This window comes from Alphaproteobacteria bacterium, from assembly GCA_024244705.1.
GTDB lineage: Bacteria > Pseudomonadota > Alphaproteobacteria > JAAEOK01 > JAAEOK01 > JAAEOK01.
Map to the genome: position 1 here is coordinate 37,493 of JAAEOK010000080.1, position 15,400 is coordinate 52,892.

The window sequence follows — 15,400 nt, forward strand, 5'->3', positions numbered from 1 at the left end:
ACGGGCCAGCTCGGCAGGAGGGTAAGGAGATGCCAAAGTCCGACCGTCCGGTCGTCTATCTGGTAGGCGCAGGTCCCGGCGACCCCGACCTGCTTACGGTCAAAGCTCAGCGACTACTGCAATCGGCACAGGTTGTCATTTACGACCGGCTGGTCGCCGTTGAAATCCTTGACCTCGTTCCCGCCGGTGCGATCCGAATCTTCGCCGGCAAGGCGCAGGGCCGCCATTCCATGTGTCAGGAAGACATCAACGCGACGTTGGCGCGCCTCGCCCGCCACGACCGCATCGTCGTCCGACTCAAGGGCGGCGACCCGCTGATCTTCGGCCGCGGTAGCGAGGAGGCCGAGTATCTGGTCCGCCGCGGCATCGCGGTCGAAGTTGTCCCCGGTATCACGGCCGCCTCGGGGTGCGCCGCCGGTGTCGGCATTCCGCTCACCCACCGCGGTTATGCGACCGGCGTGCGATTCGTCACCGGCCACTGCCGCGACGACCGCGACCTCGACCTGAACTGGCGGAGCCTGGCCGACCCCGAGACGACATTGGTCGTCTATATGGGACTCTCCAATGCCAAGCAAATCTCGGGCGGGCTGATCGCGGAAGGCATGCCGGGCGATATTCCGGCGGCGGCGATCGCCAATGGAACAACCCCGCAGGAGCAGGTCGTCGTATCCACCCTGGAGCACCTGGCCGCCGATATCGAGAGCGCGGGAATCGCGGCACCGGCATTGCTGGTCATCGGCCACGTCGTCGCCTTCGCCCGAAATTCGGACCTTGCCGCCACATGGCTGCCGTTGCCCGACATGCTGATGGCCGAGGCCGGCCGTGCTTAGAGCGGTCGCCGCGGTTGCGCTCGGTCTGGTGTCCGTCGCCGCCAGCCTGGCGCTGGCCGATCCCGGCTCCGAACGCAAAGTCGAGCTGCTCTATCGGCTCCGCCACGATTGCGGATCGTGCCACGGCATGACCCTGAAGGGCGGCCTCGGCCCGCCGTTGCTGCCGGCAGCGCTGGCCGGGCGGCCCGACGACGCGCTGATCGATGTGATTCTTCACGGCATCCCGGACAGTCCGATGCCGCCTTGGGCGTTTGAAATCGATCGCGACGAGGTCGCCTGGCTTGTCACCAACCTCAAAAAAGGACTCCCCGATGCAGAGTGACTACGTACGCCGATTGGCGGTCATTTCTCTTGCCGTGCTGGGATGGCTCCTTCTGGGCGCGGCCGATCTCGCGGCTCCGCTGCGCGGTACCGGCGACCTCGGCGTCGTCGTCGAGCGTGGGGCGGGCCGTATCCAAATCATCGAGACGACGACCGGGACTTCGCTCAGTACCGTCGAGGGCCTGGGTGATCTGTCCCACGCTTCGGTCGTCTATTCCCGCGACGGCCGATACGCGTTCGTCTTCGGCCGCGACGGCGGCCTGAGCAAGGTCGATCTGTTGACCGGCACCGTCGCCAAACGGGTCGTGCAGGCCGGCAACAGTATCGGTGGGGCGATTTCCCAAGACGGACGCTTGGTCGCGGTATCCAACTATGAGCCCGGCGGGGTCCGGGTCTTCGATTCCGAGACCCTCGATCTCGTCGCCGACATTCCCGCCACCCATGGCGATAACGGCGCGACCTCGAAGGTGGTCGGCCTGGTCGATGCGCCCGGTCAACGCTTCGTCTTCAGCCTATTCGACGGTGGTGAAATCTGGACCGTCGATTTTTCCGATCCGGGAGATCCGAAGGTCGACAAGTATCCGAACATTGGCCGCCAGCCCTATGATGGGCTGATCACTCCCGACGGGCGCTATTACTTGGCCGGGCTGTTTGGCGAGGACGGAATCGCCTTGTTGGATCTGTGGCACCCGGAACGGGGTGTGAGCCGGATTCTGGACGGTTATGGCCGCGGCGAGGAGAAGCTCCCGGTTTACAAGATGCCCCACCTCGAGGGCTGGGCGAGTGCCGGCGACCGCATCTTCCTGCCGGCCGTCGGGCGCCACGAGCTGCTCGTGGTCGATCCCCGAACCTGGGCCGAGATCGGCCGGGTCGCCGTTCACGGCCAACCGATCTTCGCCGTCGCCAGACCCGATGGCCGCCAGGTCTGGGTCAATTTCGCCCATCCCCTGAACGATGTGGTGCAGGTCATCGATACCGAGACCCTCGAAATCATCGACACGCTCGAGCCCGGCAAGGCGGCGCTCCATCTCGAGTTCACGCCCCGCGGCGAGAAGGTCTGGATATCGGTGCGCGACGAGGATCGGGTCGATGTCTATGACACCGCGACGCGGGCGCGCATCGGCCACCTGAAGATGGACAAGCCGAGCGGGATTTTTCTCGCTGCGCGGGCCCATCGGACCGGCCTTTAGGAGGCGGCGGATGGGCGATATCGACGATCGCGGCGGCGTCGTCTCCGGCGAATCCAGGGCGCTCGAACTCGACCGCTTCGGGCGTGACCTGCTCGACGGGTTCCAGCGCGATTTACCACTGACACCGCGTCCGTTCGCCGAAATCGCGGATCGGCTCGGCGTGGCCGAAGACGATGTCTTGGATGGGCTCCGGCGGCTGACCGAGGCGGGCGCGGTTTCGCGGGTCGGCGCCGTGGTCGCGCCGCACAGCGTCGGGTGGAGTACCCTCGCGGCGATGGCGGTTCCGGCCGAGCGCCTCGAAGACGTCGCCGCCTCGGTGTCGGCAATCCCCGAGGTCAATCACAATTACCAGCGCGAGCATCGGTTCAATCTGTGGTTCGTCGTGACCGGGTGCGATCGTGACCATGTCGCCGCCGTATTGGACGGCATCGAGGCGCGCAGCGGCTGCCAGGTTCTCGATTTGCCGCTGCTCGAGTCCTACCACATCGATTTGGGGTTCGATCTGCGATGGAACTGACCGACCGGGATCGCGACCTGCTCGCGGCTCTCCAAGAGGGCCTGCCGCTCGTCGAACGTCCCTATAGAGAGATCGCAGACCGGCTCGGATGTCGGGAGGACGAGGTCATTGCCCGCCTCGCCGGCTTGATCGACACCGGGATCATCAAGCGCCTCGGTGTCGTCGTGCGGCACCACGAGCTCGGCTATCGCGCCAACGCCATGGTCGTGTGGGATGTCCCCGACCGGGATGTCGAGGATGCCGGCCGGCGTCTCGCGGCGCTGCCCTATGTCACCTTGTGCTATCGCCGTCCGCGACGCCTGCCAGAGTGGCCCTACAACTTGTTCTGCATGATCCATGGCCGGAACCGGGAGGCGGTGGAAGGGCTGATCGCCGAAGCCGCCAGCGCATGCCGGCTCGGCGCGATACCGCGGGAAACGCTTTTCAGCACGCGGCGGTTCAAGCAACGGGGCGCCCGCTACGATGCGGCCGAGCCGGGCGCCGCCGCGGTCGCCGCGGAGATGGCCTGATGGACGCGCTCGACCGCCGTATCATCAACAATCTGCAGGGCGGGTTCCCGATTGCGGAGCGGCCCTTTGCCGCGGCGGCCGGGGCCCTGTCGATCGATGAAGATGAGCTCCTCGGTCGGCTGGACAAGCTCGTCGCCGATGGGACGCTGAGTCGCTTCGGCCCGCTCTACAACGCCGAGGCCATGGGCGGTGGCCTGACGCTGGCCGCCATGGCGGTCCCCGCCGGCCGGTTCGAGGAGGTCGCCGAGATCGTCAATGGCTTCCCCGAGGTCGCCCACAATTACGAACGCGATCACCCGCTGAACATGTGGTTCGTGGTCGCCACCGAGCATACTGCCCGGGTCCAGGACGTGCTCGCGGAAATCGCGGCGGCGACGGGGATCGAGGTTCTCGACATGCCGAAGCTGGAAGAATTCTTTCTCGAATTGAGGTTGGTCCTATGACCGCGGCGGCGCTCAAGGTGGCCGCCGGGATCGACCCGGTCGACCGCCGCATCATTGCCGCCACCCAGGGCGGCCTGCCGCTCTGCCCGCGCCCGTTCCATGCCGTCGCCGCGCAACTGGGTCTCGACCCATCGGAGGTGATGCGCCGGTTCGACGCGATGATAGCCGCCGGCATCATCCGCCGCGTCGGCGCCGTGCCCAACCACTATGCGCTCGGCTTCACCGCCAACGCGATGTCGGTGTGGGACGTCGACGACACCGAGGTCGGGCGCATTGGCCACCGCGCCGGCGAACTCGATTTCGTTACCCACTGCTACCGCAGACCGCGTCATCCGCCCCTCTGGCCCTATAACCTTTTCGCCATGGTGCACGGTCGAGACCGTGAGGAAGTGGACGAAAAGGTGGGGCGGATCGCAGCCCTCATGGGCGCGGCTTGCCGCGCCCATGAGGTGCTCTATAGCAAGCGAATCCTGAAGAAAACCGGCCTGCGACTGGCCGGATAGGGGGAGGACGCCACCATGTTTCGCCTCAGCCAATTCATGCGTGAGCTCTATGCGCCGACACCGGTCATCCGCCACCGCCCGTCGGGGCCGGTGGTCATCTGGAACCTGATTCGCCGCTGCAACCTCAACTGCAAGCACTGCTACGCGCTGTCGGCCGACGTCGATTTCCCCGGCGAGTTGGCAACCGCGGAGGTGTTCGGCGTGATGGACGACCTCCGCGCGTTTGGCGTGCCGGTGCTAATCCTGTCCGGCGGCGAGCCGCTGCTGCGCCCGGACATTTTCGATATCGCCGCGCGGGCCAAGGACATGGGCTTCTATATCGGGCTGTCGACCAACGGCGCGTTGATCGACCGTCCGATGGCGGCGCGGATCGGCGAGATCGATTTCAACTATGTCGGCGTCAGCCTCGACGGTATCGGCCCGGTCCACGACGCTTTTCGGCGCCAGGAGGGCGCTTACCAGGCCTCGTTGGGCGGCATCCGGTTGTGCCGGGAGATCGGCGTCAAGGTCGGCATCCGCTACACCATGACCGAGCAGAACATCGAATCTCTGGAGCCCTTGCTCGACCTCATGGAGACCGAGGATATCGACAAGTTCTACCTCTCCCATCTGGTCTATGCCGGGCGCGGCAATCGTTACCGCGAAGGCGACGCCCGTCATCGCACCACGCGCGACGCCCTCGACGTCGTTTTTGAGCGCTGCCTCGATCATGCGCGTCGCGGGGTCGACAAGGAGTTCGTCACCGGCAACAACGACGCCGACGGGGTTTACTTCCTGTTCTGGGTGCGCGAGCGATTTCCGGACATGGCCGACCACATCGAGGCCAAGCTCGAGGCCTGGGGCGGCAACGCGTCCGGCGTCAACGTCGCCAATATCGATAATCTCGGCAACGTCCATCCGGACACGTTCTGGTGGCACTACGCGCTCGGCAATGTCAAGGAACGGCCGTTTTCGGAGATCTGGACCGACCTCAGCGATCCCATCCTCGCCGGGCTGAAAGCCAGCCCGCGGCGGATCAAGGGCCGCTGCGGCGCCTGCCGTCATTTCGCCATATGCGGCGGCAACACGCGGGTCCGTGCCTTTCAGCTCAGCGGCGATCCGTGGCAGGAAGACCCGGCCTGCTATCTCACCAACCGGGAGATCGGCGTCGCGGGCGACCCGCGCCTGGCCCTGACACCCTATCGGAGCCGACGGCATGCCGCGACTGCGTAACGCAGCGGTCGGCGCCGCCGTCGCTATCGTCGCGGCGCTTGCTTGGGCCACGCCGGCCCCGGCCGACGATGGCGCCGCGCTCTACGCCGGCCATTGCGCCAGTTGCCACGGCGCCGACCGATTGGGGTCGATCGGCCCCGCGTTATTGCCCGAGAACCTCAAACGCCTGCGCAAGGCCAAGGCGATCGAGGTCGTCAAGCACGGGCAGGCCGCGACCCAAATGCCGGCCTTTGGCGACACGCTCTCCGGGATCCAGATCGACGACTTGGTCGAGCTGATCTATACGCCGTTGGACGCGGTGCCGACCTGGGGCATGGCGGAAATCGTGGCCAGCCGCGAAATCCACCATCCCCTCGCCGACCTGCCCGCCACGCCGCTCCATGACGCCGACCCGCTCAACCTCTTCGTCGTCGTCGAAAGCGGCGATCATCATGTCACCGTGCTCGACGGCGATCGCTTCGAGCCCATCGTGCGCTTTCCCAGCCGCTTTGCCTTGCACGGCGGCCCCAAATTCTCGCCCGATGGCCGCTACGTCTATTTCGCCTCGCGCGACGGTTGGGTGACCAAGTACGACCTTTATGGGCTCCGCGTGGTGGCCGAGGTACGGGCCGGGATCAACACACGGAATTTGGCCCTCTCCCATGACGGCAAGGTCGTCGCGGTCGCCAACTATTTGCCGCACACGCTGGTCCTGCTCGACGCCGCCGAGCTTGCCCCGCTCGAAGTCGTCGCAGTGACCGACTATCGCGGCGAGACATCCTCCCGTGTCAGCGCCGTCTACCAGGCGGCGCCACGGAACAGCTTCGTCGTCGCGCTCAAGGATGTGCCCGAATTGTGGGAAGTGTCGTACGCCGCGGATCCGCCGCCGGTTTTCACCGGCCTCGTCCACAGCTACGAGAAAGGCATGGTCGAGGCCATCGCCGCCCAAACCGGACGATTCCCCGTCCGCCGGATCCAGCTCAGCGAACCCCTCGACGATTTTTTCTTCGCCCAGAACTACCGCACCCTGGTCGGCTCGGCGCGCGACGGCGGCCGCGGAGTCGTCGTCCATCTCGACGTCGGCCGCGAGATCGCCGAACTGCCGCTGCCCGGCCTGCCCCATCTCGGCTCGGGCATCAGCTGGAACCGCGATGGGCACCGGGTAATGGCCACCCCCCATCTCAAGGAAGGGCGGGTCAGCTTCATCGATATGGCGGACTGGAAAGTGCTCGGCACCGTGGACACCCTCGGCCCCGGATTCTTCATGCGTAGCCACGAGAACACGCCTTACGCCTGGGTCGATGTCTTTTTCGGACCCAACAAGGACGCCATCCATATCATCGACAAGGAACGCCTCGAAATCGCCGCCACGCTGCGGCCGGAACCGGGCAGCACCGCAGCTCATGTCGAGTTTACCCGCGACGGCCGGTACGCGCTGGTCAGCATTTGGGAAATGGACGGCGCGATCGTCGTCTACGACGCGGAAACGCTTCAGGAGGTGAAACGCCTACCCATGGTCAAACCGTCGGGAAAGTATAATGTTTTCAACAAGATCACGCTCTCGGAAGGGACCAGCCACTAATCCCGAATGGCGCCGGTCGGCGCTCGTCCTCTGCGCCCACGGCGTTGACGGGCGGGTCGGATCTGCCGCCGCGCACGCGGCGCGGCTTCGCGTCCGCAACCTCTTCGCCTCTGTCGATGCCTGTTGTCTCATCGGCACGCCGTCGCTGGCCAAGGTCGTCGCGACCGTGGCCGCCCGGCGGATCTATGTAGTGCCGTTTTTGATGAGCGAAGGCTACACGGCGCGGGTCGTTCTACCGGGGCAGATCGCGGGTCTCGATCTCGGTGGCCGCGACGTTGTCCTGTGCCGCCCGGTGGGTACCAGCGCGAAGCTCGCCCAGGTGGTCGAGAATCGGGTCCGGGCGGCGTGCCGCGAATCGGGGTGGTCGTTGCGGGACTCGGTGCTGGCGATCGCCGGTCACGGCACGCCGCGGCATCCGGCTTCCGGCGATACCGCCAATCAGATGGCCAAGCGTTTGCTCCGCCGGGATATTTTCAGGGGCGTGGAGGCCGGCTTTCTGGAGCAGGAGCCGAGCGTGTCCTCGGTCATCGACCGCCACCGAGAGCAGCGCGTCGTCGCCGTCGGCCTGTTCGCCGACGAAGGCCCGCACGGCCGCGCCGACATGGAACGGCTCCTCGCCCCGGGCGGAGCGAATGTCATCTATGGCGGCCCGATCGGACCGGCACCGGAAATGGACGCCGTCATTCTGGATCGTGTGCGCCATGGCGAAAGCCCGGAAGCGTAGTACCCGTGGCATCGCATCGCCGAAGTTACTTAGGCCCGCGCCGGAAGGCGCCCGGCCCTTGTCCGAACTCGGCCTTGAATCGCCTGGTGAAAGACGGCAGCGACCGGTAGCCGCAGCGCAGGGCGATTTCGTCGATTGGCAGGTTGGTGTCGGACAGCAAGGTGCGCGCGCGCGAAAGCCGCCAGTTCGCGACATATTTCATTGGGGTGTCGCCGACGAGTTGGGAAAACTTCGCCGCGAATTGGGTTCGTGACATACCGGCCTCGCGGGCGAGAGCGGTCGAGGTCCACGGCGACTCCGGGTGACGGTGGATGGCGCGCAGCGCTCTCGACAGATTCTTGTCGGCGAGAGCGGGCAGGAAGCGGATCTGGGTGGCGTCGTTCGCCGCGTCGGTCCGCCGGACGGCTTGCACGAACACGATCTCGAGCAACCGGCAGACAATGGCGTTCATCCCTTGCCCGCCACGGTTGGCCTCACTGTCGAGGAGTGAAATCGCCAGACGGATTCCCGGGTGAGTATCGAGTTCGGCGTCCTTCAGCACGATCCGGTCGGGCAGGTTGGCGATCAGCGGATGGCGAATGCCCTCATCGAACGAACAGAATCCACACAACAGATCCAATCGTTCACCGTCGCCGCCATAGCGCAGAAGGCCGGCCGCCTCGAGTGCGCCCGACCGCAAAATCTCCGCGAGTGTCACCACCTCGGTGTCCTGCCGGTCGGCGAGGATGTGGGACCTGCCGTTGGGCAGAATCACCAAATCGCCTTCGGCCAAGGAGACACCGGGTCCGGCGCCGCGGTCACCGAGCCAACACCGCCCATGGCGCACCAAATGAAACCGGACGACACGATTTTCATGTGGAATTTCAATGGCATACGGCGCGGTCAGCGAGGCCGCGAAATAGAGCTCGGTGCGCAGCCGCATGGTCTGGAATACGTCGCTGAGAATATCCGGTGGCGACATCCAACTTACCGATCGGGACAGACTGATAAGAAATCGAGACGAAGCGTCAAATACATCCCGCGCCGGATTTGTCAAATTGCGCCAGGCACGAGGGCGGGAAATGACATTTCAAACACTATTGGCACTGGTCGGTTTCGCCTTTGTCATGTCGATTACGCCGGGACCCGGGAACTTCCTCCTGTTGGCCTCCGGCGCCAATTTCGGGATTCTGCGCACCGTTCCGCTGATCCTTGGAATCAGCTTCGGCTTCCTGTCGATGGTCCTTGCCGTCGGCTTGGGGTTGGGTCAGATCCTACGGCAATACGAGATCGTCTATGCGCTCTTGCGCTTCGTGTGTCTAGCCTATGTGATCTGGCTGGCGTGGAAGATTGCCCATATCCGTTCCGTCGGGGTCGATGATACGGGGGCCGGTTCCAACCCCATTTCCTTCCTCCAGGCAGCCGCCTTCCAGTTGGTCAATCCCAAGGCCTGGGCCGTCGCGCTGATCGTTACGGTTTCCTATACGAGCGCCGAAGATTACTACCTCAGCCTGGTCTCGATGATCGCGGTGTTCGCGATCGTCAACCTTCCAGCGATCTCCGCCTGGGCCATTTTCGGCGTCGGGCTGCGCAGGCTTCTGAGCGACGAACGCCGATTGCGGGCGTTCAACATCGGCATGGCCAGCCTCCTCGTGGTGTCGATGGTTCCGGTGGTCTTGGGCGCGTAGGGGCCGTTGGGGGTTGCCCCCGGACTTGGAACGCCAACGGCCTCGGTCTGCGCAACCCCCCACGGGGCCCCAACGTCGTTTAGCTCTCGGTCCACACCGCGAGCTCGTAGCCGTCGGGGTCGGTGAAATGGAAGCGGCGGCCGCCGGGAAACTCGAAGATCGGCTTGACGATCTCGCCGCCGGCGGCTTCGACACGGCCCGCGAGTTCGGCCAAATCGGAGCCGTAGAGAACCACCAACGGCCCGCCGAGCGTCACCGGGCCGCTGGCGTCGAACCCGCCCTTCATGTGGCCGTCCGAAAATTCGCAATAGGTCGGGCCATAGTCGGTGAAGGTCCAGCCGAATGCCGAGCCGTAGAAGTCTTTCGATCGCGCGATATCCGCGACATTGAGCTCGATGTAGTCGATACAGCGATCGTGATGCGTGTCTTGAGCGGTCATGGGCGTTCCTTGTTCGAATGTAGGGCGGCAACCTATCTGGTTACGCCAGGTTTCGTGGCAGTGACACAAGGTAGTCGCCGCCTGTCGCTTTTGAAGACCTCTTGTCGGCGCGTTATCGGCCGGCCGGTTGGCCGTACTTGGTCTTGGGCCGGTCGCGCCACAGCATTTCCGCTTTCGCCAGCGCCGACTGCTGATCGCACGCTGGATCGAGCAAACGGAGCGCGATTGCCGCGGTGCCGATGATGGCCGCCTCGGGCCCCGCGCTGTGCCGGGTGCCGCGCCACAGCTCGACGACGGCGCCGGGGTCCAAATCCTCGTCGCGCCAGCGATGGGGCCGATCCGCGGTCATCGCCGGCCATTCCTCCTCGCCCAGGATGTCGCCGTCGACCCGTCCGACGCGGCAGGTCTTCTCCGGGTTGCGTTGCGCTTCGCCGCCGCCGCCCTTGAAGATCGCCGCCCGCGGCTGGCCGAGCAGCCGCACGGTGTCCTGGTGGGTCGGGATATAGGTGGGATGGAAGACGCCCTGGATCTGGGCTGCCGCGGCCAGCGGATTGAGGTCGCGGGCAAAGGTGTTGGCGGGCGAGCGCACGCCGAGCACCGGGCGCAACGTAAACAGGCCGGCCAGCGGCGGATGAAGGTGCTCGATCGGAAGATAGGCGAAGCAATCCCGGTCGAGGGCTCGGGCGGCATCGGTCAGGTTCGCCGACGGCGCGATACCGAGCGCCGACAAGACCGCCGGTGTGGTCGCCGTGCCGACGCTCGCGATCCCGTGCATGGCGACGCGGACGCCAGATTCGGCGAGCAGCAAAGCCGCCAGCACGAAATAGGGGAGCTGTTTGTGGCGGTCGGCATAGGACGGCCAATCGAGGTCGGCGGTAAGGCCGGCCCGGTCGGGCAGCGTGCTGCGGGCGGCGCGGACGAACCCGGCGAGTTCGGCAGGGGTTTCGGCGCGGAACCGCAACAGCAGGAATAGGGCACCGATTTGCGCCGGCTCGACGGCACCGGCGAGTATCAGCGCCATGGCCTGCTCGGCCTCGTCTTCGGTCAGCGGCCGCGAGAGCTTCGGCCCGCGACCGATCGTGCGCAGGAAACCCGCGAAGGGGTGATCGGTGGTTGCGGTAGCCTCGGTGGTAATGACCGCATTTTCATTCGCTATCGCCGCAATGCCGCCCTTGGTCATGCCCGTTTTGTCCATTGACGCTTACATTACACGGGAATGTCAGCATTGAACCGGAAATCCGGGCATTGATGGCCGTCAATTGACAGCTTGATCCATGTCAAGGCAAGGCGCTAGGGTCGCAGGATAATCGATGCCGCACCGAAGGCCGCCATAACGGCGCCGAACAGGGAGTCCCATAATGCGATTTAGAAATCTCGTATCTTTGGCCATCGCCGCCGCTTTCACCGTCACCGCTGGCCAGGCGCTGGCCGAAGGCGATGCGGTAAAGGGCAAGAAGGTCTTCAACAAGTGCAAGACGTGCCACGGCTTCGACCCGACGAAAAAGAAGCTGGGTCCCCATATGCAGGGCATCATCGACCGCACCGCGGGCACGGTCGAGGGCTTCAAGTATTCGGATGCGATGAAGGATTCCGGGATCGTCTGGACCGAAGAGACAATCGACGCCTACATCGCCGACCCCAAGGACTATGTTCCCGGCAACAAGATGGCGCTGGCTAAGATCAAGAAGCCAGAGGACCGCGCCAACGTCATCGCCTATATCATCGAGCAGCAGACCGCCGAATAAGGGGCTGCCCCGCGCGGACGCGCATATTGCGCGACGCGCCTAGAACGGCACCACGGCGGTCGCCTCGAGCTCGATGAGGCCGGGACTGTCGAGCAGATCGGCAACGAAGATCATGCTCATCGCCGGATAGTGCCGGCCCATATGCTTGGCCCAAATGGGGCCGAGTTCGGGTCGGGCGGCGAGGTAGGCCGGCTTGTCGATGCAGAACGCAGTCATGCGGCAGATATGTTCGGGTCCGCCGCCGGCCTCCCGCAGGATGGTCAGCACATTGGCGAGCGCCTGGTCGAATTGCGGCGCCAGCGCCTGGCTTTCGAATATCTGATCGGCGTTCCAGCCGACTTGGCCGGCGATGAAGACCATGCGTCCGGCCGGCGCGGCAATCCCGTTGGCATAGCCGATCGGTGCCTTCCAGCCTTCGGGCATCAGCACATCCATCACGTTTCCCTCCTATTCCTGCAGCACCGGGGGGTCCATATCCTCGTCCCAGTCGGAATCAGGCTCCGGGTGCCGGGCCAGAAGCTCGCGAACGAGATTGACATGGGCGCGCTCCTCTTCGGCGAATTCCGCGGCCAGGTTCTTGACGTCCTCGTTGTCGGCGGTTTCGACCAGCCGCTCGAAGAACCGGGCGGCGCGCTCCTCGGCGGCGAGCGCCATGCGGAGCGCGTGATGGGGCGTCATCAGATAATGAAGCGACGTCATGTCGATCGATTCGGGGCTGTCGGCGTCGTCCCATCGATAGTCCCAGGGCGCGATCTCCGGCAGGTCGAGGCCCGCTGCCCGCTGTTCGATCTGGCGCGCGTGCCGTCCCTCGATTTCCGAAAGCTTGCGGAACAAAGTGGCCAATTGGGGATTGTTGTGGACCTCCATCTGGTCGGCGAGGAGGGCGTATCTTTCCTCGGCCTCGACCTCGATCGCCAGCGCATGGGCGAGCAGTTCCGGCAGGGTTGCGATGCCGGTCGCCGTTGCGGTCGCGTTCACAGCGCGAACTCCCGCTCGAGCGCGTCCGTGTCGACCGGTTGCCGGGTCGTCTCGGCGGTATAGGGCCGGCGATTGCCGCGATAGAGGATGCCGACATTATAGCCGTCATCGGTCATGATTCGCCGCGCCGCCCGCGCCGGGTCGTCGGTCGGTTCGACCACCGCCGGATGAACCTGGTCCTTCCACTCCCGTTCATCGGGACGGAAGGTCACGCACGGGCTGAGCACCTGGAGAAAGGAAAAGCCCGGATGCCGTATCGCCTCGGCCAGCAGATAGGACGTCGTGTTGGGGTCGCCGGAGAATCCGCGGGCGACGAAATTGGCGCCGGAGGCGAGGGCGATGACCAGGGGGTGGAAGGGGCTCAGCCCGGACCCGCCGGGCGTGAAGGCGCTGTCCCAGTCGGGTTCGGTGGTTGGCGAGGGCTGGCCCTTGGTCATGCCGTAGACGCGGTTGTCCATGACCAGATAGGTGATGTCGATGTTGCGGCGGCAGGCGTGGAGGAAATGATTGCCGCCGATCGAAAAGCCGTCGCCATCGCCGCCGGCGACCAGCACGGTCAGGTCCGGCCGCGCGACCTTGAGGCCGGTGGCCAGCGCCAGCGAGCGGCCGTGAACACCATGGAAGCCGTAGCAGTTGGTATAGGCCGGGATTCGCGAAGAGCAACCGATGCCGGAGATGACCGCGACGTTTTCCGGCGCCAGGCCAAGGGTGGCGAAGGTCTTGGTCACCGACAACAGGACGTGGTAGTCGCCGCAGCCGGGGCACCAAACCGGTTTGAGCGCCGATTTATAGTCGCTCGATTTCGGCTTCGTAGCCGGTGACGGGACTGCCATGTCAGCTCTCCTTCACAATACGATCGACAATCTCGCCGGGCCGGATCGGCAGCGGGCCGGGGCGGTGAAATAGGTCGACCGTGCCGGGCAGGTCGTAATGGGCGCGGAGATAGCGGTGGAACTGACCGGAATAGGTCTGCTCGACGATCAGCACCCGTGAAACACCGTCGAGCGCCGCGGCGAGGCGATCGGGCTGTGCCGGCGCCAGCAGGCGGAGCGCGATAAGGCGGGCGTCAAGGCCATGGTCGCGGGCGCGGGCCAGCGCTTCGCGGACCGGACCGGTGCTCGATCCCCAGGTGATGACGGCAACATCGCCCGAGCCTTCGATATCCGCCCAGTGGTCGCCGTAATCGAAGGCCGCAACTTTGCGCTCGCGTTTGGCGAGCTGGTCGGCATGGTCCTCGGCACGGGTCGACGGCGTTCCGCGCGGCGCGTGTTCGAGGCCGTCGGCGGTGTACTGGCCGCCCGCGGTGCCCGGCACGACCATTGGCGACACGCCGGATGCGGTGATCGCATAACGCTGGTAGGTCTCGGCCGGCGCGGCCACCGTATCGCGCCGGGCGATGAAGGCGAGGTCGGCGGGACGGTCGATCACCGCCCGGGCTTGGCCGATGAATTGGTCGCTGAGGACGATCGCCGGGACCTGCATCGCCTCGGCCAGATGCACCGCCCATTGGGTCGTGAACAGGCAATCGCCGACCGAGGTCGGCGCGACGACCAGATGCGGCGCATCGCCGTGAAGGCCGTAGACCGCGATGTTGAGGTCCGATTGCTCGGACTTGGTCGGAATGCCGGTCGACGGCCCGCCGCGCATCACATCGATGACGACGATCGGAACCTCGGCGGCGATGGCGAGGCCGATCGATTCGGTCATCAATGCGAGGCCGGGGCCCGAGGTGGCGGTCAGCGCCGGGACGCCGCCATAGGACGCGCCGATGATCATGTTGATCGATGCCAGCTCGTCCTCGGCCTGGAACAGGGTTCCGCCGACCTTGGTCAAAGCGGGCGCCAGCCACTCGAGAATCTCGGTTGCCGGTGTGATCGGATAGGCGGCGACGAATCGGACACCGCCGCGCGTGGCGCCGAGTCCGGCCGCCTCGTTGCCGCTGATGATCCAGCGCCCATCGGCCGCCGGCGCCGGCGCGTCGAGATGCCAGCCGGTGCGAATATCGGTGACGGCGCTCCGTCCCGCCCGACACGCCGCGATGCTAGCCAGCACCGCATCGCCGCCCTTGCGGGCGAGGGCCGCTTCGATGACCGGGTCGAGCGCGGTATCCGGCAGGCCGACCAGCGCGGCGACGGCGCCGAGGGCAAGCATGTTGGCCCGTCCGCCGGGGATCGCTTCGAGCAGAGCGGCGTTCTCGATCCGGTGCGAAGCGGCACCGCTTTCGGCAAGCGCGGCGGGAACGTCGCCGGCGCCCGCGTCGCTCAGGATCAAGCTGTCCGGGCGAAGGGGAATTTCGGCCGCGAAGCGTTCGATGTTCAGCCAGTCGAGGGCGAAGAGGAGGTCGAACGAATCGTCGACCGCGGCAACCGGCCGCGTCGACAGACGCACCAAGGCCGCGGCCTCACCGCCACGGATCTGGGGGCCGACGGCGCGGGTCAGGATGCCGTACCACCCGGCCCGGGCGGCGGCCTGGAGGAGGAGGCCGCCGGCGGTGATGGATCCGGCGCCGCCGCTGCCGGTTATGGCGACCGACAGGCTGTCCTTTGCTGGTAAACCGGTGGCCATTTCGCTCTCCTAACCTTGCCGCCCATGTGGGCCGCGCTGTGCTGCCGTGGACGTGGGATGTCTGCCGCCAGGGCCTGGCGAGTTGACCATTAAGCCATTGGTATTAAAAAAGCTTCGATAAACGGTTGCATTGGAAACTTTCGCTTGACGCTAAATAAGTATTGTAGTACCTATTTGCGATAATAACAATTCCGGC

19 protein-coding genes are annotated in these 15,400 nt (G+C 65.5%); 12 read left to right on the forward strand and 7 right to left on the reverse strand.

Annotation, left to right across the window (positions count from 1 at the left end):
* The first annotated feature begins 29 nt into the window (after positions 1-29).
* From cobA to GY791_14650, 10 genes are read left to right on the forward strand one after another with little or no spacing between them, the layout of a single operon-like run.
* Positions 30-830, forward strand: coding sequence for a uroporphyrinogen-III C-methyltransferase (cobA, locus tag GY791_14605; protein ID MCP4329654.1), 801 nt, complete (start codon positions 30-32; stop codon positions 828-830).
* Entirely contained in the window at positions 823-1,152 is a 330-nt protein-coding gene (locus GY791_14610) for a cytochrome c (GenBank protein MCP4329655.1), read from the forward strand. Before cobA ends, GY791_14610 begins: the two co-directional genes overlap by 8 nt.
* Positions 1,142-2,341, forward strand: coding sequence for a protein nirF (locus GY791_14615; GenBank protein MCP4329656.1), 1,200 nt, complete (start codon positions 1,142-1,144; stop codon positions 2,339-2,341). The genes GY791_14610 and GY791_14615 overlap by 11 nt, the downstream gene beginning before the upstream one ends.
* A gap of 10 nt (positions 2,342-2,351) precedes the next feature.
* Positions 2,352-2,858: an Lrp/AsnC family transcriptional regulator gene (locus GY791_14620; GenBank protein ID MCP4329657.1), complete on the forward strand. Its 507-nt coding sequence runs from the start codon at positions 2,352-2,354 to the stop codon at positions 2,856-2,858.
* Positions 2,849-3,367: an Lrp/AsnC family transcriptional regulator gene (locus GY791_14625; GenBank protein ID MCP4329658.1), complete on the forward strand. Its 519-nt coding sequence runs from the start codon at positions 2,849-2,851 to the stop codon at positions 3,365-3,367. Before GY791_14620 ends, GY791_14625 begins: the two co-directional genes overlap by 10 nt.
* Positions 3,367-3,810, forward strand: coding sequence for an Lrp/AsnC family transcriptional regulator (locus tag GY791_14630; protein ID MCP4329659.1), 444 nt, complete (start codon positions 3,367-3,369; stop codon positions 3,808-3,810). Before GY791_14625 ends, GY791_14630 begins: the two co-directional genes overlap by 1 nt.
* Positions 3,807-4,313, forward strand: a complete 507-nt coding sequence (locus GY791_14635) for an Lrp/AsnC family transcriptional regulator (GenBank protein MCP4329660.1) — start codon at positions 3,807-3,809, stop codon at positions 4,311-4,313. Before GY791_14630 ends, GY791_14635 begins: the two co-directional genes overlap by 4 nt.
* Positions 4,314-4,328: 15 nt before the next feature.
* Entirely contained in the window at positions 4,329-5,525 is a 1,197-nt protein-coding gene (nirJ, locus tag GY791_14640; protein ID MCP4329661.1) for a heme d1 biosynthesis radical SAM protein NirJ, read from the forward strand.
* Positions 5,509-7,086, forward strand: a complete 1,578-nt coding sequence (locus tag GY791_14645) for a cytochrome C oxidase Cbb3 (protein ID MCP4329662.1) — start codon at positions 5,509-5,511, stop codon at positions 7,084-7,086. The genes nirJ and GY791_14645 overlap by 17 nt, the downstream gene beginning before the upstream one ends.
* Positions 7,043-7,810, forward strand: a complete 768-nt coding sequence (locus tag GY791_14650) for a hypothetical protein (GenBank protein ID MCP4329663.1) — start codon at positions 7,043-7,045, stop codon at positions 7,808-7,810. Before GY791_14645 ends, GY791_14650 begins: the two co-directional genes overlap by 44 nt.
* A gap of 25 nt (positions 7,811-7,835) precedes the next feature.
* Here GY791_14650 and GY791_14655 read toward each other — a convergent pair whose 3' ends face one another.
* Positions 7,836-8,771, reverse strand: coding sequence for an AraC family transcriptional regulator (locus tag GY791_14655; protein MCP4329664.1), 936 nt, complete (start codon positions 8,769-8,771; stop codon positions 7,836-7,838).
* A gap of 100 nt (positions 8,772-8,871) precedes the next feature.
* On the opposite strand from GY791_14655, the gene GY791_14660 reads away from it, so the two are divergent.
* Complete coding sequence (locus GY791_14660) at positions 8,872-9,477, forward strand: LysE family translocator (protein MCP4329665.1); 606 nt, start codon at positions 8,872-8,874, stop codon at positions 9,475-9,477.
* 79 nt (positions 9,478-9,556) lie between these two features.
* Here the strand turns inward: GY791_14660 and GY791_14665 are convergent, their stop codons facing one another.
* Together GY791_14665 and GY791_14670 are read right to left on the reverse strand one after the other, a co-directional pair.
* Positions 9,557-9,916, reverse strand: a complete 360-nt coding sequence (locus tag GY791_14665; GenBank protein ID MCP4329666.1) for a VOC family protein — start codon at positions 9,914-9,916, stop codon at positions 9,557-9,559.
* Positions 9,917-10,028: 112 nt separating this feature from the next.
* Positions 10,029-11,096, reverse strand: a complete 1,068-nt coding sequence (locus tag GY791_14670; protein MCP4329667.1) for a glycosyl transferase family protein — start codon at positions 11,094-11,096, stop codon at positions 10,029-10,031.
* A gap of 178 nt (positions 11,097-11,274) precedes the next feature.
* Between GY791_14670 and GY791_14675 the strand changes: the two genes are divergently transcribed.
* Entirely contained in the window at positions 11,275-11,661 is a 387-nt protein-coding gene (locus GY791_14675) for a cytochrome c family protein (GenBank protein MCP4329668.1), read from the forward strand.
* A 39-nt stretch (positions 11,662-11,700) separates the two neighbouring features.
* Here GY791_14675 and GY791_14680 read toward each other — a convergent pair whose 3' ends face one another.
* Genes GY791_14680 through GY791_14695 form a run of 4 tightly spaced genes read right to left on the reverse strand, consistent with a single transcriptional unit; the run spans position 11,701 to position 15,204 of the window.
* On the reverse strand, positions 11,701-12,099 hold the full coding sequence (locus GY791_14680) for a RidA family protein (GenBank protein ID MCP4329669.1): 399 nt from the start codon (positions 12,097-12,099) through the stop codon (positions 11,701-11,703).
* Between the two features lie 9 nt (positions 12,100-12,108).
* Complete coding sequence (locus GY791_14685; GenBank protein MCP4329670.1) at positions 12,109-12,639, reverse strand: ferritin family protein; 531 nt, start codon at positions 12,637-12,639, stop codon at positions 12,109-12,111.
* Positions 12,636-13,472, reverse strand: a complete 837-nt coding sequence (locus tag GY791_14690) for a 2-oxoacid:ferredoxin oxidoreductase subunit beta (protein MCP4329671.1) — start codon at positions 13,470-13,472, stop codon at positions 12,636-12,638. Before GY791_14690 ends, GY791_14685 begins: the two co-directional genes overlap by 4 nt.
* Position 13,473: 1 nt before the next feature.
* Positions 13,474-15,204, reverse strand: a complete 1,731-nt coding sequence (locus tag GY791_14695; protein ID MCP4329672.1) for a 2-oxoacid:acceptor oxidoreductase subunit alpha — start codon at positions 15,202-15,204, stop codon at positions 13,474-13,476.
* Positions 15,205-15,400: the final 196 nt, after the last annotated feature.